Annotated in this window: 18 protein-coding genes; 5 read left to right on the top strand and 13 right to left on the bottom strand. The window is 36.8% G+C overall.

Annotated elements, in window-relative coordinates; genetic code table 11:
* The first annotated feature begins 244 nt into the window (after window positions 1–244).
* Window positions 245–931 (top strand): hypothetical protein, encoded by a 687-nt coding sequence (locus tag LCM23_RS00280; RefSeq protein ID WP_224934478.1) that lies wholly within the window; start codon window positions 245–247, stop codon window positions 929–931.
* Between the two features lie 71 nt (window positions 932–1,002).
* On the opposite strand, the gene LCM23_RS00275 is transcribed toward LCM23_RS00280, so the two are convergent.
* From LCM23_RS00275 to LCM23_RS00260, 4 genes are read right to left on the bottom strand one after another with little or no spacing between them, the layout of a single operon-like run.
* A complete protein-coding gene (locus LCM23_RS00275) occupies window positions 1,003–1,710 on the bottom strand; it encodes a DNA alkylation repair protein (RefSeq protein WP_224934677.1) in 708 nt (235 codons plus the stop codon).
* 19 nt (window positions 1,711–1,729) lie between these two features.
* A complete protein-coding gene (locus LCM23_RS00270; protein WP_224934476.1) occupies window positions 1,730–2,701 on the bottom strand; it encodes a quinone oxidoreductase family protein in 972 nt (323 codons plus the stop codon).
* A 16-nt stretch (window positions 2,702–2,717) separates the two neighbouring features.
* Complete coding sequence (locus LCM23_RS00265; RefSeq protein WP_224934474.1) at window positions 2,718–4,202, bottom strand: PH domain-containing protein; 1,485 nt, start codon at window positions 4,200–4,202, stop codon at window positions 2,718–2,720.
* A complete protein-coding gene (locus LCM23_RS00260) occupies window positions 4,202–4,699 on the bottom strand; it encodes a PH domain-containing protein (RefSeq protein WP_224934472.1) in 498 nt (165 codons plus the stop codon). The genes LCM23_RS00265 and LCM23_RS00260 overlap by 1 nt, the downstream gene beginning before the upstream one ends.
* A 255-nt stretch (window positions 4,700–4,954) precedes the next feature.
* Here LCM23_RS00260 and LCM23_RS00255 point away from each other — a divergent pair, with 255 nt between their 5' ends.
* The gene (locus LCM23_RS00255; RefSeq protein WP_224934470.1) at window positions 4,955–6,199 is read left to right on the top strand and encodes a serine hydrolase domain-containing protein; all 1,245 of its coding nucleotides are present in this window, start codon (window positions 4,955–4,957) and stop codon (window positions 6,197–6,199) included.
* A 239-nt stretch (window positions 6,200–6,438) separates the two neighbouring features.
* Here the strand turns inward: LCM23_RS00255 and LCM23_RS00250 are convergent, their stop codons facing one another.
* The gene (locus tag LCM23_RS00250; protein ID WP_224934468.1) at window positions 6,439–6,903 is read right to left on the bottom strand and encodes an SRPBCC family protein; all 465 of its coding nucleotides are present in this window, start codon (window positions 6,901–6,903) and stop codon (window positions 6,439–6,441) included.
* A gap of 680 nt (window positions 6,904–7,583) precedes the next feature.
* On the opposite strand from LCM23_RS00250, the gene LCM23_RS00245 reads away from it, so the two are divergent.
* Together LCM23_RS00245 and LCM23_RS00240 are read left to right on the top strand one after the other, a co-directional pair.
* The gene (locus LCM23_RS00245; protein ID WP_404826571.1) at window positions 7,584–8,051 is read left to right on the top strand and encodes a DUF2243 domain-containing protein; all 468 of its coding nucleotides are present in this window, start codon (window positions 7,584–7,586) and stop codon (window positions 8,049–8,051) included.
* 27 nt (window positions 8,052–8,078) lie between these two features.
* Window positions 8,079–8,861 (top strand): cytochrome c oxidase assembly protein, encoded by a 783-nt coding sequence (locus LCM23_RS00240; protein WP_224934466.1) that lies wholly within the window; start codon window positions 8,079–8,081, stop codon window positions 8,859–8,861.
* Window positions 8,862–8,921: 60 nt separating this feature from the next.
* Here the strand turns inward: LCM23_RS00240 and LCM23_RS00235 are convergent, their stop codons facing one another.
* The gene (locus tag LCM23_RS00235) at window positions 8,922–9,281 is read right to left on the bottom strand and encodes a n-acetylglutamate synthase (RefSeq protein ID WP_224934464.1); all 360 of its coding nucleotides are present in this window, start codon (window positions 9,279–9,281) and stop codon (window positions 8,922–8,924) included.
* The gene (locus LCM23_RS00230; protein WP_224934462.1) at window positions 9,278–9,649 is read right to left on the bottom strand and encodes a DUF3221 domain-containing protein; all 372 of its coding nucleotides are present in this window, start codon (window positions 9,647–9,649) and stop codon (window positions 9,278–9,280) included. Before LCM23_RS00230 ends, LCM23_RS00235 begins: the two co-directional genes overlap by 4 nt.
* Window positions 9,650–9,837: 188 nt before the next feature.
* Here LCM23_RS00230 and LCM23_RS00225 point away from each other — a divergent pair, with 188 nt between their 5' ends.
* The gene (locus LCM23_RS00225; RefSeq protein ID WP_224934460.1) at window positions 9,838–10,977 is read left to right on the top strand and encodes an endonuclease; all 1,140 of its coding nucleotides are present in this window, start codon (window positions 9,838–9,840) and stop codon (window positions 10,975–10,977) included.
* Window positions 10,978–11,046: 69 nt separating this feature from the next.
* Here LCM23_RS00225 and LCM23_RS00220 read toward each other — a convergent pair whose 3' ends face one another.
* From LCM23_RS00220 to LCM23_RS00195, 6 genes are all read right to left on the bottom strand, one after another.
* Window positions 11,047–12,189 carry an MFS transporter gene (locus LCM23_RS00220; protein WP_224934458.1) on the bottom strand — a complete coding sequence of 381 codons (1,143 nt, stop codon included), beginning with the start codon at window positions 12,187–12,189 and terminating at the stop codon, window positions 11,047–11,049.
* Window positions 12,190–12,355: 166 nt separating this feature from the next.
* Complete coding sequence (locus LCM23_RS00215; protein ID WP_224934456.1) at window positions 12,356–13,747, bottom strand: sodium/glutamate symporter; 1,392 nt, start codon at window positions 13,745–13,747, stop codon at window positions 12,356–12,358.
* A 585-nt stretch (window positions 13,748–14,332) separates the two neighbouring features.
* Window positions 14,333–14,494, bottom strand: a complete 162-nt coding sequence (locus tag LCM23_RS26140; RefSeq protein WP_224934672.1) for a GntR family transcriptional regulator — start codon at window positions 14,492–14,494, stop codon at window positions 14,333–14,335.
* A gap of 189 nt (window positions 14,495–14,683) precedes the next feature.
* Complete coding sequence (locus tag LCM23_RS00205) at window positions 14,684–15,262, bottom strand: hypothetical protein (protein ID WP_224934453.1); 579 nt, start codon at window positions 15,260–15,262, stop codon at window positions 14,684–14,686.
* Window positions 15,263–15,689: 427 nt separating this feature from the next.
* Window positions 15,690–17,585 (bottom strand): endonuclease MutS2, encoded by a 1,896-nt coding sequence (locus tag LCM23_RS00200; RefSeq protein WP_224934452.1) that lies wholly within the window; start codon window positions 17,583–17,585, stop codon window positions 15,690–15,692.
* Between the two features lie 397 nt (window positions 17,586–17,982).
* Window positions 17,983–18,951, bottom strand: coding sequence for a tRNA dihydrouridine synthase (locus LCM23_RS00195; protein WP_224934670.1), 969 nt, complete (start codon window positions 18,949–18,951; stop codon window positions 17,983–17,985).
* Window positions 18,952–18,971 lie beyond the last annotated feature (20 nt).

Genomic DNA, 18,971 nt, shown 5'->3' with positions numbered 1-18,971 from the left:
GATGTTACGGGAAGAACTTAAAGAGGTGATAATTATCTTTTCTTAGTCATACGGGATGTCCATTCATTGTAGACAATACGGGGATTGCATATATTTTAATTAATCTTAATTAGAAATTTATGTTAAATGATAAAAATGCATGGAGTGTGCGTAAATCCTAAATTTGAACACCTCTCTTCTGATTTATGGCTTGGTGGGTTCGCAAATTTCAAATACCAACACTTCTCTTCTGGTTTATGGCTTAATGGGTTCGCAAATCTCAGATACCAACACTTCTCTTCTGATTTATGGCTTGGTGTGTTCGCAAATCTCAGATACCAACACTTCTCTTCTGGTTTATGGCTTAATGGGTTCGCAAATCTCAGATACCAACACTTCTCTTCTGATTTATGGCTTGATAGGTGCGCAAATCTCAGATACCAACACTTCTCTTCTGATTTATGGCTTGATAGGTGCGCAAATCTCAGATACCAACACTTCTCTTCTGGTTTATGGCTTAATGGGTTCGCAAATCTCAGATACCAACACTTCTCTTCTGATTTATGGCTTGATAGGTGCACAAATCTCAGATACCAACACTTCTCTTCTGATTTATGGCTTGATAGGTGCGCAAATCTCAAATACCAACACTTCTCTTCTGATTTATGGCTTGATGTATTCGCAAATCTCAGATACCAACACTTCTCTTCTGATTTATGGCTTAATGGGTTCACAAATCTCAGATACCAACACTTCTCTTCTGGTTTATGGCTTAATGGGTTCGCAAATCTCAGATACCAACACTTCTCTTCTGATTTATGGCTCGATAGGTTCGCAAATTTCAAATACCAACACTTCTCTTCTGATTTATGGCTTGATAGGTGCGCAAATCTCAAATACCAACACTTCTCTTCTGATTTATGGCTTGATGTATTCGCAGAGATATATGTAAACCTGTTAATGCATTAGAAAACCAACAAAAAAGCCGGAATCAATAGAATTGATCCCGACATCATTTGACTTTTAACATCTTACATATTTCCGCTTAAACCCTAGACGACCTTTATCTAAGTCTTTTTGAATATTTTCATAAGCATGAAGGACGCTATTTTTCTTTTTCTCTCTTTTGATTTCGATAGCTCCGATATCCTCTGCCACTTCAGCTGCTTTTTCACTTAGAGGAATATAGGAGATCGCAACGGTATATAAGAAGTTATTCATTGATACCTTTGTTCTTATAGGTGCGTCATAAATGTCCGCCTGCACCTGATCTAGCATATCCGATAATTTGCTCGTGACAAATTCGTCGTCCTTCCGATTACCTAATAACCAACAATAACAACTCCAACCAGCTGACATTCTCAGCTCATCCCCACTGGCGATCCATTCATCGGCAACTTCCTCGGCAATCGGTGATTCGGATAAAGTAACCGCTACGACATAGTCTGATAGCATATAAAAATACGCATCGTCTACCCAACGATTAAAATCTTCCTTTGTCATTGCTTTTGGGTCGGCAATAATGCCTGCAAAGTACGTCGCATCATAATTTCCTGTTGCATATAACTCCTCAGCTAATGATTGATCAATTTTTATTTTCTTCGCAAACGGTTTCATCGCTCCAGTTGCGACACCAAAAAGTGGCTCATGTGCACCGTTTGAGAGATAAATTTTTTTCGTTCGCTCTTTTCCTAATGCTTCTAATTCATTCATTACCTCTTTGAAATCCATCAACTAAAACACTCCTCTTCTAGGATACTGTTAAGACGATTTTCCCAGTATTCTCTCTATTCTCTATCATCTCATGTGCTTTTTTCACTTCATACAAGGAGTATTCTGCCCCTACTTTTACTTGTACATCCCCGTTTACCAATAACTTAAATACTTCATCAGCAACGGGCTTGATCGTTTCCGGCCTTTTCTTTCTTGTCGTACCAAAACTAAAACCAAGGACTGAACGACAACTGCTATGGAGAGCAGTTGTTGGGATCCTACCCGTTTGATTACTCGTATTGCCAAAGTGCACAATCCTCCCATATGGAGTTAAACAAGCAAAGCTTTCCTCAAATACAGAGCCAGAAACAGAATCTAAGATAAGATTAACCCCATCTCCATCGATGTATTCATTAACTTTTGAAGAAAAATCCTCATAAGTGATGGGCAAATCAGCCCCTGCTGCCAACACAGTGGAAAACTTCTCTTCCCTGCTAACCGTGCCAATTACTGTTTTCGCACCAAATAACTTTGCCATTTGGATGGCTGTAGAACCTACACCACCAGCTGCTGCATGAATGAGTACAGTCTCTCCTACTTGCATTCGTGCGATGTCCTTCAATAATTGGTAAGATAAAAAGGAAACAATAGGGCTTGCTGCTGCAGTAGTAAAATCAATCTCGTTTGGGATGGCAAATGTAAGTGCTTCGCTTGCCACAGTATATTGCGCATAGGACCCTTTTTCAGGAAAAGCTACTACTCTTTGCCCCACTTTAAGTTTCTTGACTTCAGAACCTACCTCGGCAATCGTTCCTGCCGCTTCAAGACCAAGAATCTTGGGGCCTTCCATTTTCTTCTTCAACCCTTGACGATTTTTAATATCAGCGTAGTTCACACTTGTTTTATCCACTTTTATGAGCACTTCATGAGCAGAAGGCCGTGGTATGTCTATATCCATTACTTGCAAGACGTCTGAGGAACCATACGATTCTATCACTACGGCTTTCATTTTACATTCACCCTATCTATTGTTTGAATTCAATTTCTGATCCTCTCTTCTTATACCATTGATAAAACGCTAAACGGAAGGATTCGGGCACACCATACATGTGAGTGTGTCGCACAGGTTGCGCTCGATTGATAGTCGTAATCTTAGCAATGCCTAGTAATTTCTCGAGGGGGCCCCTATTCATCTCAATTTCAATCACTTTATCACGTCTAGTTAGAAATAATGTCGTTGCTAAGCTCCCAGTCTTTAATTGAATAAAACGCTCATTCAACACATAGCGGCTATTATAGTAATCTAGGACCCTTAGTAAAACAACTAAAATAAGTAAAAGCAATGAAAACAACCACCATGGCATATTCATATTTAACACATTGGGTTGGAAATAATATAATAATGCCGTTGCAATCATCCAGAGCCAACTAGGTTTCAACAACCTGGCAAAAAGAGCATTTTTCGGAAGCTTGTGCATCTCTTCTTCTACTTCATAGTCTGGTAAGATTTCAGATATTAGACGAAAGGCATCCTTCTGCGGTAAAAAGGGGAACAAAGAGCTTGTCTCCATTGAAGAATCCCCGCCTCCTCCTCCTGTCTGACCAGCACTCGTTAGTTTCACTTCTGCAATACGTAAAATTCTTTTCATTAACGTTTGCGTTATTTCGACAGCTTGGACCTTTTCCTTTGAAATAGAAAAGCTTACTTCATCTAGTACGCCTCTAGAGATATAAATCCTATCAACATCTGAATAAATTCGATAATTACCATATTTTATATATGTTTTTATCATGCCAAATATGGTTGAAGCCACAACAAGAAAAATAACAACAAGTGCCGTTAACCACCAGGCACTTAATATAAAGTGAATGGCACCTTCCGCTTCTTTCTCGACATTAATAAAATCATTGATCATAAAAAACAGTGAGCCTAAAGCAGGAATTAAAAGCAAAAAGCTTAATGACGTCATTGAAGCTTTTATAATATCCTTCTTGCTGGCAGCAAAATGCAGTTTTCTATCTTCTATATATTCTTCTACCTTTTCCTCTTCACCTTCGGACACTTTGATATTGCGTGTACTTTTTTCTATCCAGTCTTCTAAATGGTCCGCTTCTTCTTTAGAAAGCACCTCGAACTTTATTGTCCCGCCATCACCAGACATACCTGTCTCAAACTTCAAGGAGGTCTTTCCTATTAATTTATGTAGAAAAGTCGTATGTCTATTTACATTTTGAACCTTACTAAAAGGAATCGTTCGTTTATGTTTTGTGAAAAAGCCTTCACGCAAGTAAAAAGCGACCTCATCGATCTTATAAGTTGTAGTCAGCCATTTAAAGATAACAAAAATAATAGAAAGAATAAGAAGTATGGCGGCAATAATTCTACCGTAACCAATCCAATCGGCCTCTCGATTAAATATAAATAAGTAAAGAAAAGCAAAAAAGAAAAACTTCAAAACACCCCATATATGAAAAGCAATGGTTAAGCGAGAATATCGTCTATAATCCATTATTCATCTACTTCCTTTATTTTTGCATAATAAGCAATCGTATTTCTCAGTTGCATCGCTATTTCCTTTGATAGCATAGGGATTGTATGGGTTGAGCTCATCGTTTCGACAGAAAGACCATATAATTGATACCTTCTCTGTACCGGTCCTTGATTCGTTGCCACAGATTGGATCTTTGTCATTGGTACTAATTCATATTTTTCTATAAACACACCTTGCTTAATCTGCAAGAATTCCTCATCTACTTCATAACGGAAGTTTTTATATAATAGGTATGGTTGAATGGTTAATGAATAAATCATAGATAAAATAGTAAGACCAAGGACAACCCATAGAACCCATCCTACCCAATCCCACCAATCAAATCGAGCGTCAACGTAAAAAAGTATAGCAAGAATTGGCAACCATATCGCATTCCCAATTAGTTCACTAATTAGCATCGCTTTTATACTATTCTTAGATAATCTCTGCTTTGGTATTGGTAAATCTATATCCATCTTTATTCTCCTTCTGTATGATTTTACTAATATACGGTTAGAAGCGGGGGTTAGTTTCATTTGTTATCATTTTGCAAGATATAATCAGAGTAACAAGAGTTAAAACGAAAAGAAATATAAAGTTTTTCACTAGTACAAAACTCTAAAAACCTTGCTACATTTTTGTAAAAACATGATATAGCTATTATCTTCTGTTCAACAACTTGCCTCTTTGGTCCTGAGTGTCATTTCTAAAATATATAAAGTGAGTAGCGTTTGAATCAGCTTATCTGCTCTATAAACTCCTACTCTTTTTGTCTATTTTTGTATAAAATTAATATATATCATCGTAATAACAAATTGAAAAATGCTATGCTCAAAAGAGAAGGGGGAGAGCAAAATGATTCTTTATCAAATTTGAAGAAGTTAATTGAATGTGCCTCATTATATGAATTCGATTTTTTAGATGGAATACACATTCAGGAGGAATTAAAATTGGATAAACAAACGAAGTGGAAGAGTCTAACAAAAAAGCAACAGGAAGTGCAATTTTCCGGGAGTATTTGTGTACGGAAGCATGATAGAACAATATTTTCAGAGAGCTTTGGTTATGCAATCTATCCTGAAAAAATCAAAAATCATTCACACACTCGCTTTTCAATTGCATCTGGTAGTAAGATTTTTACATCTGTTGCAATTTGTAAGTTGGTAGAAGAAGGTAAAATCACATTTGACACGAAAATCATCGATTGTTTAGATATTGTATTTCCATATTTTGATAAAGAAATTACCATTCATCATTTACTAACTCATACATCTGGCATTCCTGATTATTTTGACGAAGATGAAATGGATGATTATGAAGATCTTTGGAAAGATAGGCCAATGTATCAGATTCGTTCTGTAAAAGACTTTTTGCCAATGTTTCAATATAAAAAAATGAAAACCAAAGTGGATAGCCCTTTTAAATACAATAATACTGGCTATATTATTTTAGGCCTTATTATTGAACATATCAGTGGCATGAATTTTGTTGACTATATCAATAAAGATATTTTTGAAATAGCGGGCATGACTGACTCAGGATATTTTTCAATGGATGAACTACCCGAAAGCGTTTCATTTGGATATTTGGAAAAACCAGATGGAACGTTGAGATCGAATATTTTTTCTCTACCTGTAAAAGGTGGACCTGATGGCGGTGCCTATGTTACTGCAATTGATATGGGGATATTCTGGGAATCGTTAATGAATGGCAAACTCTTAACAAAAGATATGACTCGTAACTTATTGATTCCTCAAGTAAATGTGGAAGAAGATATCTTTTACGGTTATGGTGGTTATATGGAATCAAACGAACTGGGTATCGTGAAATATATTCAGATGGGATATGATCCAGGAGTTAATTATCGATCAGTACATTATCCAAATCAAGCTCTTACCATCGTTGTTTGCTCAAATAAATCAGAAGGGGCTTTTGAAATTCTTAAAGAAATGGAAAATATAATATTTAATCAGTAAAAGGTGAATAGGAGCTAATTTTTCACTATTAGCTCTTATCTTTCTTTTTAAATTTTTCAAAATCTAAGAGAAATACACTTTTCCTCTCATCTTCTCACTCCTTTTCATAATTCTTCTCCTTATAGACCTATACGAAGTAACATGTAAAAGGATCATCCTCTGAATGAACTGATTCTAGCGTAAAACCTTTTTTTATCATAAAAAAAGTAGCCAGAAAAGGGCTACTCTCAGCTTATACTTCATCTTCTCTTATATTCAACTTGATAAATATATTCTATATACTGATTAAACTGGTCATCATAAACATATTTAAATGACCATTTCATCATATTAGTAACTAATTTATAGATCCAGTTTGATGGAATCAATGTAACATTCGCTATAAACTTTGTTCCTTCTGGGAGGATTTCGAGAATGTATTCTGTCCTACTTATTCCTTCTTTCGTCTTCGTCTCTACTACAGCATAAAAAGGTGGATCATACTTAGAATAAACAGCTTGTAACTCATACACCTTTTTTCCAATTTTTTGCCTTGTAGTTAACATCGAGCCTTCTTTTAAATCACTTTCATCTCCATCATAATGATTTTCAATGATTTGTGTATTCCATTTTAATACATGTTGATCTTTATTAAGACATTCAAAAACTAAATCTATATCTGCCTCAATCTCTGCTTCAAATCTATAACATTGTATTTCTTTCATTTGTCTTTCTCCTAAATAATTTAATAAACACCCAAATATAATTATAACCTATTGAGGGAAAATTTGTTAAACTAACCATTCATTTTTACTATGCAATCGATTCATATTCATAAACTCTTTGCAAGAAGAAAGACTATTTATCTATGACATTACGAATCCCTGGGAAGCTCGTTACGAAGTATACTTCTCCACATATCAACCAATCAGAAGAACCTTCCGTTCCCTTCTTGCACGCAAAGTTATTTTAGCGACAGGTATTCAAGGTGGAAGAGAATGCTCGTTCGAACGGCCGCTTAGATGCTCCACTACTTACTAGACGTGAAAAAGAAATCCCCCTCCCCGACCTACCATTCTTAGAGGCAGTCCCTGTTCGTTCGGAGTGTCAAATGTAGATATGGATAATCACGTCTCCCTTCTCATTTCACCTTGGGGATACCAAGTATATCGTGGAAGCTAGTAATGAAAATTTCATAGCTACTCCAAAATGCCTAACTACCTTAGCGTAGTTAGGTTCCTTTTAATTCACAATAACAACCAATTGCTATAAATACTTCCTATGAATATCGAATCAATTTCAAATTCATTATAAACTTACACTTCTATATATGTTTAGAGTTTAAACACTCGGGAAAAATAGAGGAAATACCTTACAGAAATGAGCTGATACTATCGATAATTCAATTAAAGGCGAACATAAGGAATTCCAACAGAACATAACTAAGCACTCAACATACAATCTCATCTCTGGTATTCTCTTCGGACTTGGTTTGGTTGCATTTATTGATGAGATGGTATTTCACCAACTATTAGGTTGGCATCATTTTTATGATCAATCCACAACAAAGATCGGATTACTTTCTGATGGGTTATTCCATGCGTTTAGTTGGTTCGCTACAGTAGCAAGTCTGTTTATGGTGGCTGACTTACGCAGAAGAGAATCTTGGTGGAAAAAAAGATGGATTGGCGGGGCTTTATTAGGTATTGGTTTATTTAATTTATACGATGGTTTAATTCAACATAAAGTGTTCAAATTACATCAAATTCGCTACGGAGTTGATGTGCTACCTTATGATTTGGTATGGAATATCACTGCTGCAGTGATTACGATTATCGGAATCATTATCATCCGAAAAACTAGTCAGTCATAAAGTAAGTAAAGCTAAAAGGGGGACACTATGCCTGCTCAACAACACTTTGACATAACCATTCTTTCATTTATTTTAGCGACTCCTTTTTTTCTTTTAATCATTCTCTATGGAATCGCTGTCATCAAATCTAATCAATCTTACCGTCAGTGGCCATGGTATCACACAGCATGTTGGATTTGTGGAAATGTACTTTGTATATTAGCAGTGGCTGGTCCTTTAGCAGAGGCATCACACCAATTTTTCAGTGTCCATATGGTTGCCCATTTACTTTTAGGCATGATTGGCCCACTATTTATGGTACTAGCAAAACCAGTAACGCTCCTACTACGTTCATTACCTGTAAAAACGGCTAGAAAAGTGACTACTACCTTAAAAATGAGACCATTTCACCTTTTATTAAATCCCCTATTTACTACGGTGTTAAATATTGGTGGACTTTGGTTATTATATCGAACGGAATTATTCACAATGATGCATCATTCAATGGTGTTGTACACCGTCATTCATGCACATATCTTCCTAGCTGGTTATTTTTTCACAGCATCAATCGTCTATATTGATAAGCTTCACCAAGGTTATAGTTTTCAATTTCGAGCCATTATACTTATTTTAGCTCTCGCTGGACATCAGATTCTAGCCAAATCTTTTTATGGTTACCCTCCTTCAAGTGTAGAAAGAATGGAAGCTGAAAAAGGAAGCATGATTATGTATTATGGAGGCGATATTGTTGACCTAGTGATTATTATTATTTTCTGTTATCAATGGTTTAAAGTGACAAAGCCTAAAAGGTATCAACCTCATTCTGTGTAATCAGAATTTGAATAGCTAGTGGACTTTTTGCAGTAAAAGTGCAATCCACTAGCCTTCCTATCAATATACTTTCGATTCTTTTTTCATTTCCTCAATAACCGATTGCCCTTCGGTTTGATCTGCATCGTTCCATTGCCATTGTTCATGTAATCTCATTCGCCCATCTGGAAGGTATTCAGGCGTTGAAGAACAAGTACCACCTCTTACTTCATCTTTACTATTTACATGATTATAGTTAAACAATAAAGAACCATCCTCATTTACAATACCGATTAACGTTCCTTTTCTAATCTGTCCGCCATAGTAGCTAGCAGATAGGATATTCCCCTCTTGACTATAATCAAAATAAGTTTGATCAGAGACTTCACCATTATTTGTATTCTCTATTGATACAAATTTCTTTCCGTTATAATTAATCAATTTGATTCCTCGCTCTCACTTTTTATTAAAGAGACCCAATAAGCATCTCCGCCTCCAGGTGCAGAAGCTCTTATCTCCCCACTAAAGTAGATGATTACTTCATCACCGACTGACAATTGACCTACCTTTTTTTCTGACATATAAGTTGGTAATGTAAATTCAACTCCTTGATACATGTATGTTTCTCTTAACTCTTGTTTTGATTTGTATTTAATATTTTCAGCATTCGGCACAACCCAAATAGATTGCCCACTTTCTATAATGACACCCTTGTAGGTCGGCGTATATGTAAAGAAAAGAAACCCTCCAATACTAATAATGAGGAAAAGAGCTAAAGTACAGATGAGATACTTTCGTAAGATTTTCATCCTCTACCTCCTTACCACCTACTTTCACCATAAATTCCCTCTAAACAAGTTCTATTCTCCTGCAAACAAGCCGAGTAGATTTTCTTATTTTTATCAACGCCTCCTAAATTTACTTATTATTAAAAATATTTTAACAGAAAAATGGTAAGATGAAGCAGAATACAATAAAAAAATTAAAGGAGGATAATATGCGTAGATTCTTAAAGTTATCTATTGTCGCTTTTCTCGTTTTCTTTTCTACTCTATCATTCGATTCTTCGCAAATATCTGCTGCTACCTTACCAGTATCACAAGCCATCGACGTGCAAAATAACTCTGTACAATCGGTGGAAGGCTATATAGTAGGTAAGCCTACCTCAGCCAATACGGTAATTACGGGCAACTATCCAGATGATTACTCCTTAGCTATTGCTGATTCTCGCACAGAAACAAATACTGCTAATATGCTTTATATTCAGATTCCCTCACAATTCCGCACACAGTTCGGCCTTAAGAGCAACCCCGAATTACTTGGTGAGAAGATAACAGTAACCGGCAATCTCACAGCGTACTATTCACATCCTGGATTGAAAAACACAGCTGAAATGATCAAACAATCCGAAGAAGAGGAACCTGAAGGACCTGATGAGGAAAATAATGCCCCTGGTTCTTATTATGATTCTGCTACTGGAAAAACAGGCGAAGCATTAAAAACCGCGTTACACAATATCATTGATGACCATACCGAAATTTCCTATAGTGCCGTTTGGGAAGCACTGAAGGCAACGGATGAAGATCCAAATAATACGAATAACGTCATCCTTTTATACACTGGCAGATCACAAAGTAAATCAACGAACGGTGGAAATCCAGATGAATGGAACAGAGAACATGTGTGGGCTAAATCGCATGGTGATTTCGGAACATCTATGGGTCCTGGAACAGACCTACATCATCTACGCCCCACAGATGTATCAGTGAATGGCTCTCGTGGTAACAAAGATTTTGATAATGGCGGCTCTCCACAAGGTGAAGCACCTGATACCTTTACGGATAATGATTCTTGGGAACCACGTGATGAAGTAAAAGGGGATGTCGCGAGAATGATTTTCTATATGGATGTCCGTTATGAAGGCGACAGTGGCGAACTGGATTTAGAGGTGAACGACCGCGTAAGCAACGGTTCAGCTCCCTATCACGGCAAACTCTCAACGTTAATTGAGTGGCATAACTTAGACCCTGTAGATGACTTAGAACGACAAAGAAATGATATTATCTATAATGACTATCAGCATAATCGTAATCCATTTATCGATCATCCTGAATGGGTTGAAGAAATTTGGAATTAAATAAGGAAAAGAAAAGCAGTCTTCAATTGTGACTCTATGAGTCTCCCTTTGAAGGCTGCTTTTTTATTATCATTTACGCTTTTGCTTAAATGCGGCCAAGATAATGAGCAAGGCGATGCATGTAAAACCCCCTGCAATAAGAGGATTGATCTCCACATGATATTGATCGATGATGATTCCACCAACAGTTGAACCAATAGCCATACCAACATGAACCCCTGAATTATTTAAACTTTGTTGAATATCAGATGTTTCTGGCGCAGCAGATACAAGATAGCTCTGGATGGCGGGCTGCAAAGACCAGCTTAATAAATTCCATAACAATAGTGCACAAATAAACAAAGCAAGAGAAAACTGCAAATACGGGATAAGGATAATTGTAACAATAAAAGCAGAAAGTACGATGATAATAGATCGTTTCGCACCTAAGCGATCCGTAATCTGCCCACCTAAAAAACTCCCGCACACAGCAACGATGCCAATAATAAGGTAAATCAAACTAAGTGAATTACCAGTAATACTCATCGTCTCACTAAGAAAGGGTGTTAAATACGCATATAGACTCATATGACCGGCAAAAAAGAGAATCGATGTCAGTTGAACGAGTACAATCTTTCTATTTTTTAATGCTTTTAACTGTTCCTTTAAAGGTAAACCTCTTTTCGCCTCTATTGGGCCTAATGCAAAATAAACAACAATCATGATGATTAATGTCAGAATCGAAATAAACAAGAACGGCGCTCTCCAGCTATATTCATTACCTAACCACAAGCCGAATGGAATTCCAAAAACAAGGGACGCACTGACCCCCATCAGTACAATACCAATCGCTCTCGCTCGATATTTTTCACCACTAATTTGTGAAGCAATCGTGAGACATAATGAAATAAGAAGAGCCGCACACATAGCCGATATTACTCTTCCAACCAACAAAGATACATAACCATCCATAACAACAATCATTAAATTAGATAAGAAGAAAACAAATAGAACGAATAGAAATAACCGCTTTCTCTCTATCTTCGCTGTTAAAGATAATAGTACAGGACCAGATATGGCAAAGCTTAAAGAAAACAAAGAGATTAACATCCCCACTTCACCAAGCGACACACCTAAATCCGTTGCAATAAGTGGCAAGATGCCCGCAATAATTAACTCAACCAAACCGACAATAAAAGTAATTATGGTTAGTAAATACACTCTTTTATCCATCTGACCTTCCCTCCACGCAAAAAGGCAGCGCTCCCTATAAAAGCGGGAGGCGCTGCATTCAAACATATTCTATGCGAATTCGCTAACATGACGCCCATAGCCATGTCGCCATTATTCATTTATAAACAAAAATAATTTATCATTTTGAACATGGATTGTCAATCACTCACTTTTTCTTCTTACCAAACACTTTTACGCCTATTATCCAAAAGATAATCATTAAAATTGTACTGACAATTAATACAGGAATTGCTCCAAACTGAATAATAAATGGAACGGCTGCAGCTGTAATAAGCCCGCCACCTACCATCGGTTCAAATACAATTTGTTTATAGCCAAAGGCATTGAGTGCTGGCGATTTGTTCTCTGGATCGACTGTTTTCATTAGCATAATTCCTGTTGCAGCCACACCTGTAGACTGTCCGAAATCTCCTAATCCTCTTTCAAACCAATACTCAGGTATCATACGAGGACCCAGATATAAGAATAACCCTACATTCAAGACAATTCCAGCAATCGCTAAAATAATGAACGGAATGAAATTCTCACCAATGACCTGTAGACTAAGTGAAGCCATCGCACTAATGATTAGGAAATCAAGAGCTACACCTTGAATACGATTAATTAATTCGCGATCAACTAATTGATAACGGTCAAATTTGGATAAGAATAATTGTAACAATATTCCCCCTATCATTGCGAATGGAAATAAAGGAACATATTCAAATAAATAAACACCTATAGCTGGCCCATAAGTAACAGCCTCAAGCCATTGAAACGCTTCCAATAATAAGAACCCTATAAAAATAGATAGCCCAACAAATCCAATATGAAGCGTTAACGGCTCAATAGACATCGGCGAAGTAGTTTGCAGACCCGCTGATGAACGATTATCGACCTTAATAATACCTGACTGCTCCTCTACAGAAATCTCATCAGGGTGACTCAATGTTTTAGATTTGCCATTACGTGCTCCCCAATTGATTAAAATCATCCCTACGATGATACCTGCAAGAATACCGACTGTCGACAAACCAATTGCCAAATCATAACCTTCTTCAAAACCTAAAGAAGTAAATGTCCCTTGTAAACCCGCCGCTGTTCCATGACCACCAACAAAGGCAATCTCAATTAAGGCGCCTGCAGCAGGACTAAGTCCAAAAAGAGGTGTAATGATGGTGATAGCAAGTAAAATACCCACTACATATTGAGCAAAAGAGAGTGTATAACCTAAAGCAATATGCGGCCCACCAATCCGCCACATTTTTTTGGGATTAGGTAATTTAAACCCTATAAAAAGACATGCAAAAACAATATTAATTAAAAGGCCTGGCAGACTAGCCCAAACTTCGACCATCTCAGATGTAAAAATTCCACCTTCGCGTCCAAGTAGCCTTCCTAGTATTTCTGGTCCTAATATAAGTGCAATAAAACCCGCAATTAATGATGTTGGTAAAAACAATCTTTGAAGTAATTTCACTTTAATTCTTACCCATTTACCAAGCACTAAAATAATCGCCAGGATAAGAACTGAAAAAGCAGCAATCGTTAAGTCCATTTATTCATCCCCTTTGTATTTCATTTAATTTCCCCATTTCTCTTCTAGGGAAACCTATAGAGAGTGACCCGTGAATTATACTACATGCCGAATAAACTTGTCACATGAGAGAATAAATAAAATAATTCCATCTATTCCGAGACCACCGAAGAACTACCTGCCCCAAAGAGAGCTAAATAAAAAAACGGCTATTGTGAGTTTTTCCCATACAAACCGTTTCATTCAACAATTCCTGAGAAGAAACAACAAAGAAGAGTAAGTGATATCGAATCACTTACTCTTCTTTCGGACACCATTTAGTAGTAAAGACTTCTTCTGCAGCCGAACTTCTCATCCATCAATCCTTCATCATAGCGGGTCAATCAGCGTCTCCCAACGCTCTTCTGACATCGTGCCGATTCCATTTTCAGCTGCATCCATTCCATAAACAAACTCAATTTGTAATTCTGCTTAAATTTTTAAGAGGCAAGTTCTATGTCTGGATTATCTTTTTGAATCAACTAATTGATTTCTTCAAAGGAACCTTCATAATGTCTATACGACCATTCCAAGGCCATTTTCTCTAAAGTAATCCATATAATTCAATTAATTATTGCGATGAAAGCTGGCTAACAAAAATACTCCTCCGTTCAAAATGAAAAAAGCCTTCTGATGTAATTTATTTAATGCTTCTTTAACCGGCATTGTACTGACATTCAATTGGTCAGCTAATTTTCTAATAGAAACTCTTTTACCTGGTGGGAATATACCGGAGACATTTATACACTTCTTGAGAAAATGTGGGGACGGTAATTTCTTCGCTTATATGCATTTATGGGATCGTCACCTCCATTATGTGATATGTGATCACAGTTATAGCTTCTATGATACCTATCACATAGAGAGACGCAATGAATCTGTTAAAAATATGACAAGGAAAATTTTAGCACCCATTTACTATATTGAGACAAAAAAAGAATCTTTTCCCTCAGGTTGTTCTATTTCCTTATACAAATACTCTTTCAGCTTCCCTTCATATTCAACCTGTATAAAGGGGATATTGCGGAGATCATACGGAGTGATTAATGATAGCGGTTTTTCAAATTCGATGCTGTCACTTGCGTGGATGACTGAAGCTACAAACTGAGAACAGAAGAAAGCTTTTCTTCTTTTCAAAGGTTTATTAAACAGCACACCAAATAGACCAAAGAGATTATAACGATAATCCTCCTTTTCAGATTCGATTGTAGCGATATATTGTTCCATTTTCCTCAGTTCTTCATTATTAACTGCGAAAGAATAAATGATGCAATCCGCATGCTTCAACAATCCTTTGTTTATATTCTCTACTACAAACCCACCGATAAAAGGATTCCGTGGCTTTTTCCTGCCAAAACTATATACTTTTGCTAATTCATGATCAAAGGCGATAGATGCATGATTATAACTTCTCTTCGTATAGAATTTTATCAATTTCGTAAAGTACGTACCTGTATCTGTAAGCAAAATATAAACCTTCTTGTCACCTAAACCCATTACCGTCTCTCCTCTAGCCAACGAATGAAATATAAACAAATCCCGATAGCCACCATTTTTTCCGATTGCTTAAGATAAGCATACAAAAGGAATCATGACTGATTAACTAGCTAGAGACTAAAGTTTCGCTAGGTCTTTGGTCGTAATTCATCACACGCTTGATTCCTTTTCAGTTATTAGGTGCTTCTTACGGATGAATGGAGTGGTGGATTTATGAAGGTTAATATAATCAGCTTCGTCTATGTACCGTTTTTTTTGTACACTTGCAAAGCTCTTTCGTTATGCCATCTTCCTTGGTTTCTCTCTGGATGAACGCGCTAATTCCTTTTGCTCCGCTCACTTTCTTAAACTCTTCATCAGTTTGAGTTGTTACTAAATATGAAAAACCCGAATCCTTATACATGGACTCGGGTACATCAATATTGTTTTATTTTTTCCGCATTTCCTTCTGAATTTTCCGTAGGGCTTTCTTCGATCCTCGATTAATATCGTGTTCCATTTTCCTTGTAGCGAAATCAGTGAATAAGGTTTCTAAATCGTAACCTTCTGGATATAGTTCCTGTGCTGGGAGATTTAAAGTAATTCGTTTGACATTTACTTCAATCATTTCTCCTTTATAGTAGACCACAACATTATAAAATTGATCCATTTCTTTGTAGATAATCGCAAAGTCATTATGATCCAATAGTTTTACTCTGTCCCCTTTTTTATAATCATATTTTGCTGCAACTGCTTCGCTCTTGTGTTTAGGCTGACGTATTTTATCTGGATTCACTTGCTTTAGTTGATAATCTTTATTCTCCATATAAGCTTCTGCTCGCTTTAATACGGATTCTTTCATATTCATTTTGCGAGAAATCCATAATGCGTTGCTATCTCCTGATTTCCCGATAACTAACTGATACAACGGTGATAAAGTTTCTTGATCGAATTGCATCGCTGCGTTCATAAAATCACTATGCAATTCTGAATAACGTTTGATTTCCCCATAATGAGTGGTTGCAATGGTTAGACAGCCCATATGATAGAATTCCTCTAATATCGCAATTGCAAGTGCTGCCCCTTCATTCGGTTCAGTACCACTGCCAATTTCGTCAAATAATAAAAGAGTACGATGATTGGAGGCGTTCATGATTTCCGACAAGTTTTTCATATGAGATGAAAACGTACTTAAGGCATTTTCTATACTTTGATTGTCGCCAATATCAACGAAAATATGTTCAAAAATGGCGATCTCCGTTCCCTGTTCTGCCGCAATATGAACCCCTAACATCGTCGCTAAAGTTAATAGCCCAATTGTTTTTAATACAATTGTTTTTCCACCGGCATTAGGGCCAGTAATGATTAAGCTTCTATAATCTTTACCAATCTCAAACTGGAGGGGTACAGCATCTTTCGGCAACAAGGGATGCTTACCATTCACTATTTTAATATAGCCATGATCATTGACCTTCGGCTGTATACCAGCAATATGCTTACTATATTTCGCCTTCGCAAATACCATGTCATACTGGCTAATTAACTCCATATTTACTTTTATCTTTTGTAAATCTTCTACTATCATCCCAGATAGTGTCGCTAATATTTGGTATTCTTCCATCTCTTCTTCTACTTTAAGGCTTGCTAATTCTGCACTCAGCTTCGAAACGGTCTGTGGTTCGATAAATACAGTAGAACCTTTCGAAGATACTTCAATAATGGCACCTGGCACTTGACCTTTATAAGAGGCTTTAATTGGAATTGTATATCTGTCATCTTTTTTACTAATAAAGAACTCTTGGATATACTTCTTATTCGTGCCATTGTTTAAAAATTTATTTAAACGCTCGTTAATTTTTTCTTCTGTCGCTTCTTTTTTAAAACGGATTTTTTTTAACTCTCTACTTGCCGACGAATCAATACGACTGCCTTTAATCGTAAAATTGATCTCTTCCTCTATTGTCTTCATTTCAGACATCGACTGAGCATAAGAAGCAAGCGTTGGTGCGAAAAACTCTTTGCTTTGCATGAATTGTTTGATTTTGCGACAGCCTCGTAAAAAGTCAGATAAACTAACTAAATCACTCGGTTGCAAAATAATGTCCTTATCAAGTGAATCAATAATGCTTTCAATGTTTGTAATACCTACAAAAGGAATATGGCCCTCGGCATCTATGATTGCTCGTGCCTCAGTAGTTTCCTGTAAGCGGTTGTTCACCACTTTTATATTTGTACTCGGTGCTTGTTTATCGATTAACCTTTTACCTAAACCGCTCACACAATAAGATTGCACAATTTGTTTTAATTCGTTATATTGTAGTTTTTCAAATGTCATATTATTCAATTTCGATGCTCCTCACTCATTTTTTCATTGTGAAGACACCTACTTATTAGATTCCGATAGATTTTTAGACAGAAAAAGCTGCAGGGATACCCCGCAGCTTTTACATTTATAAGGCTAGAAGACGTCATGAACCATAAGAAAAGCTAGATATAGCTTCCCTGTTCATCACATGCTTTATAAAGTATAGTAGGTATCTTCATAGGTTGAAATCAATCCATAACAAATAGCAGGGGATCACTAATAAAATTTTCCCCATTTGTTATTGCATTCATTTCAAATTTAATTGCCTATTTAGAACCTACTGCACTCATAAAGGCACCTCTCAATTTTTATTATGGAATCTAATTACCAGTATCATATCATATCGATAAAAAGAAGTAAATATTCATCTTTTCTCTTATGAATGATTTATTCTGTCAAAATCATCAAGTAACGCACGTGCTTCATCAGTTGACTTTGTATTCATTAACTGATTTCTTAATTCTCCCGCTCCTTTAAAGCTTCGAATATAAATTTTGAAAAAACGATGAAGGCCGGTATACGGGCGCAGCTCCAACCCTGCATATTGATCATGAAGATCGAGATGCAATCTTAATAGGTCCAATAATTCTTTACTACTATGCTCTTTGGCTTCCTTTTCAAAAGCAAATGGGTTTTTAAAAATACCTCGGCCAATCATTACACCGTCAATTCCGTATTTTTCTGCCAGCTCTAGTCCCACTTGGCGGTCAGGAATATCACCATTAATTGTTAACAGCGTATCAGGAGCTACCTCATCACGGAGCTTTTTAATTTCTGGAATCAATTCCCAGTGTGCGTCTACCTTACTCATTTCTTCTCTCGTCCGAAGATGAATCGAAAGGTTGGCAATATCTTGTTTTAAAATATGCGTGAGCCAATCACGCCATTCGTCGATTTCACTATAACCGAGCCTTGTTTTTACACTAACAGGCAGTCCCCCTGCTTTTGCCGCAGCAATCAGCTCAGCAGCAACATCCGGACGACAAATCAATCCGCTACCTTTACCGTTTCCAGCAACATTCGGCACAGGACAGCCCATATTAAGGTCAATGCCTTTAAATCCTAGTTCCGCCATACCAATACTCATTTCACGAAAATTCTCAGGTCTATCTCCCCATATATGCGCCACCATCGGCTGCTCATCCTCTGTAAAAGTCAAGCGACCACGAACACTTTTTTGTCCATCAGGATGACAATAACTTTCCGAATTTGTGAATTCAGTAAAAAACACATCTGGCCGTGCTGCCTCACTAACGACATGACGAAAAACAACATCCGTCACATCCTCCATCGGTGCAAGCACAAAGAATGGGCGTGGCAACTCACGCCAAAAATTTTCTTTCATCATGTATTCAATCCTCTCAC

It is taken from the genome of Cytobacillus kochii, from assembly GCF_020171845.1.
In the GTDB taxonomy this organism is placed as follows: Bacteria; Bacillota; Bacilli; order Bacillales; family Cytobacillaceae; genus Cytobacillus; species Cytobacillus kochii.
Note: the sequence above shows the minus strand (reverse complement) of the source record. Positions and strands in the feature narration are given on the sequence as shown.

Excerpts from the sequence above, each read along its gene's own strand:
- LCM23_RS00280 (WP_224934478.1), top strand. The coding sequence starts at position 245 with ATGGGTTCGCAAATCTCAGATACCAACACTTCTCTTCTGATTTATGGC.
- LCM23_RS00275 (WP_224934677.1), bottom strand. The coding sequence starts at position 1,710 with ATGGATTTCAAAGAGGTAATGAATGAATTAGAAGCATTAGGAAAAGAG.
- LCM23_RS00270 (WP_224934476.1), bottom strand. The coding sequence starts at position 2,701 with ATGAAAGCCGTAGTGATAGAATCGTATGGTTCCTCAGACGTCTTGCAA.
- LCM23_RS00265 (WP_224934474.1), bottom strand. The coding sequence starts at position 4,202 with ATGGATTATAGACGATATTCTCGCTTAACCATTGCTTTTCATATATGG.
- LCM23_RS00260 (WP_224934472.1), bottom strand. The coding sequence starts at position 4,699 with ATGGATATAGATTTACCAATACCAAAGCAGAGATTATCTAAGAATAGT.
- LCM23_RS00250 (WP_224934468.1), bottom strand. The coding sequence starts at position 6,903 with ATGAAAGAAATACAATGTTATAGATTTGAAGCAGAGATTGAGGCAGAT.
- LCM23_RS00240 (WP_224934466.1), top strand. The coding sequence starts at position 8,079 with ATGCCTGCTCAACAACACTTTGACATAACCATTCTTTCATTTATTTTA.
- LCM23_RS00230 (WP_224934462.1), bottom strand. The coding sequence starts at position 9,649 with ATGAAAATCTTACGAAAGTATCTCATCTGTACTTTAGCTCTTTTCCTC.
- LCM23_RS00225 (WP_224934460.1), top strand. The coding sequence starts at position 9,838 with ATGCGTAGATTCTTAAAGTTATCTATTGTCGCTTTTCTCGTTTTCTTT.
- LCM23_RS00220 (WP_224934458.1), bottom strand. The coding sequence starts at position 12,189 with ATGGATAAAAGAGTGTATTTACTAACCATAATTACTTTTATTGTCGGT.
- LCM23_RS00215 (WP_224934456.1), bottom strand. The coding sequence starts at position 13,747 with ATGGACTTAACGATTGCTGCTTTTTCAGTTCTTATCCTGGCGATTATT.
- LCM23_RS00205 (WP_224934453.1), bottom strand. The coding sequence starts at position 15,262 with ATGGGTTTAGGTGACAAGAAGGTTTATATTTTGCTTACAGATACAGGT.
- LCM23_RS00195 (WP_224934670.1), bottom strand. The coding sequence starts at position 18,951 with ATGAAAGAAAATTTTTGGCGTGAGTTGCCACGCCCATTCTTTGTGCTT.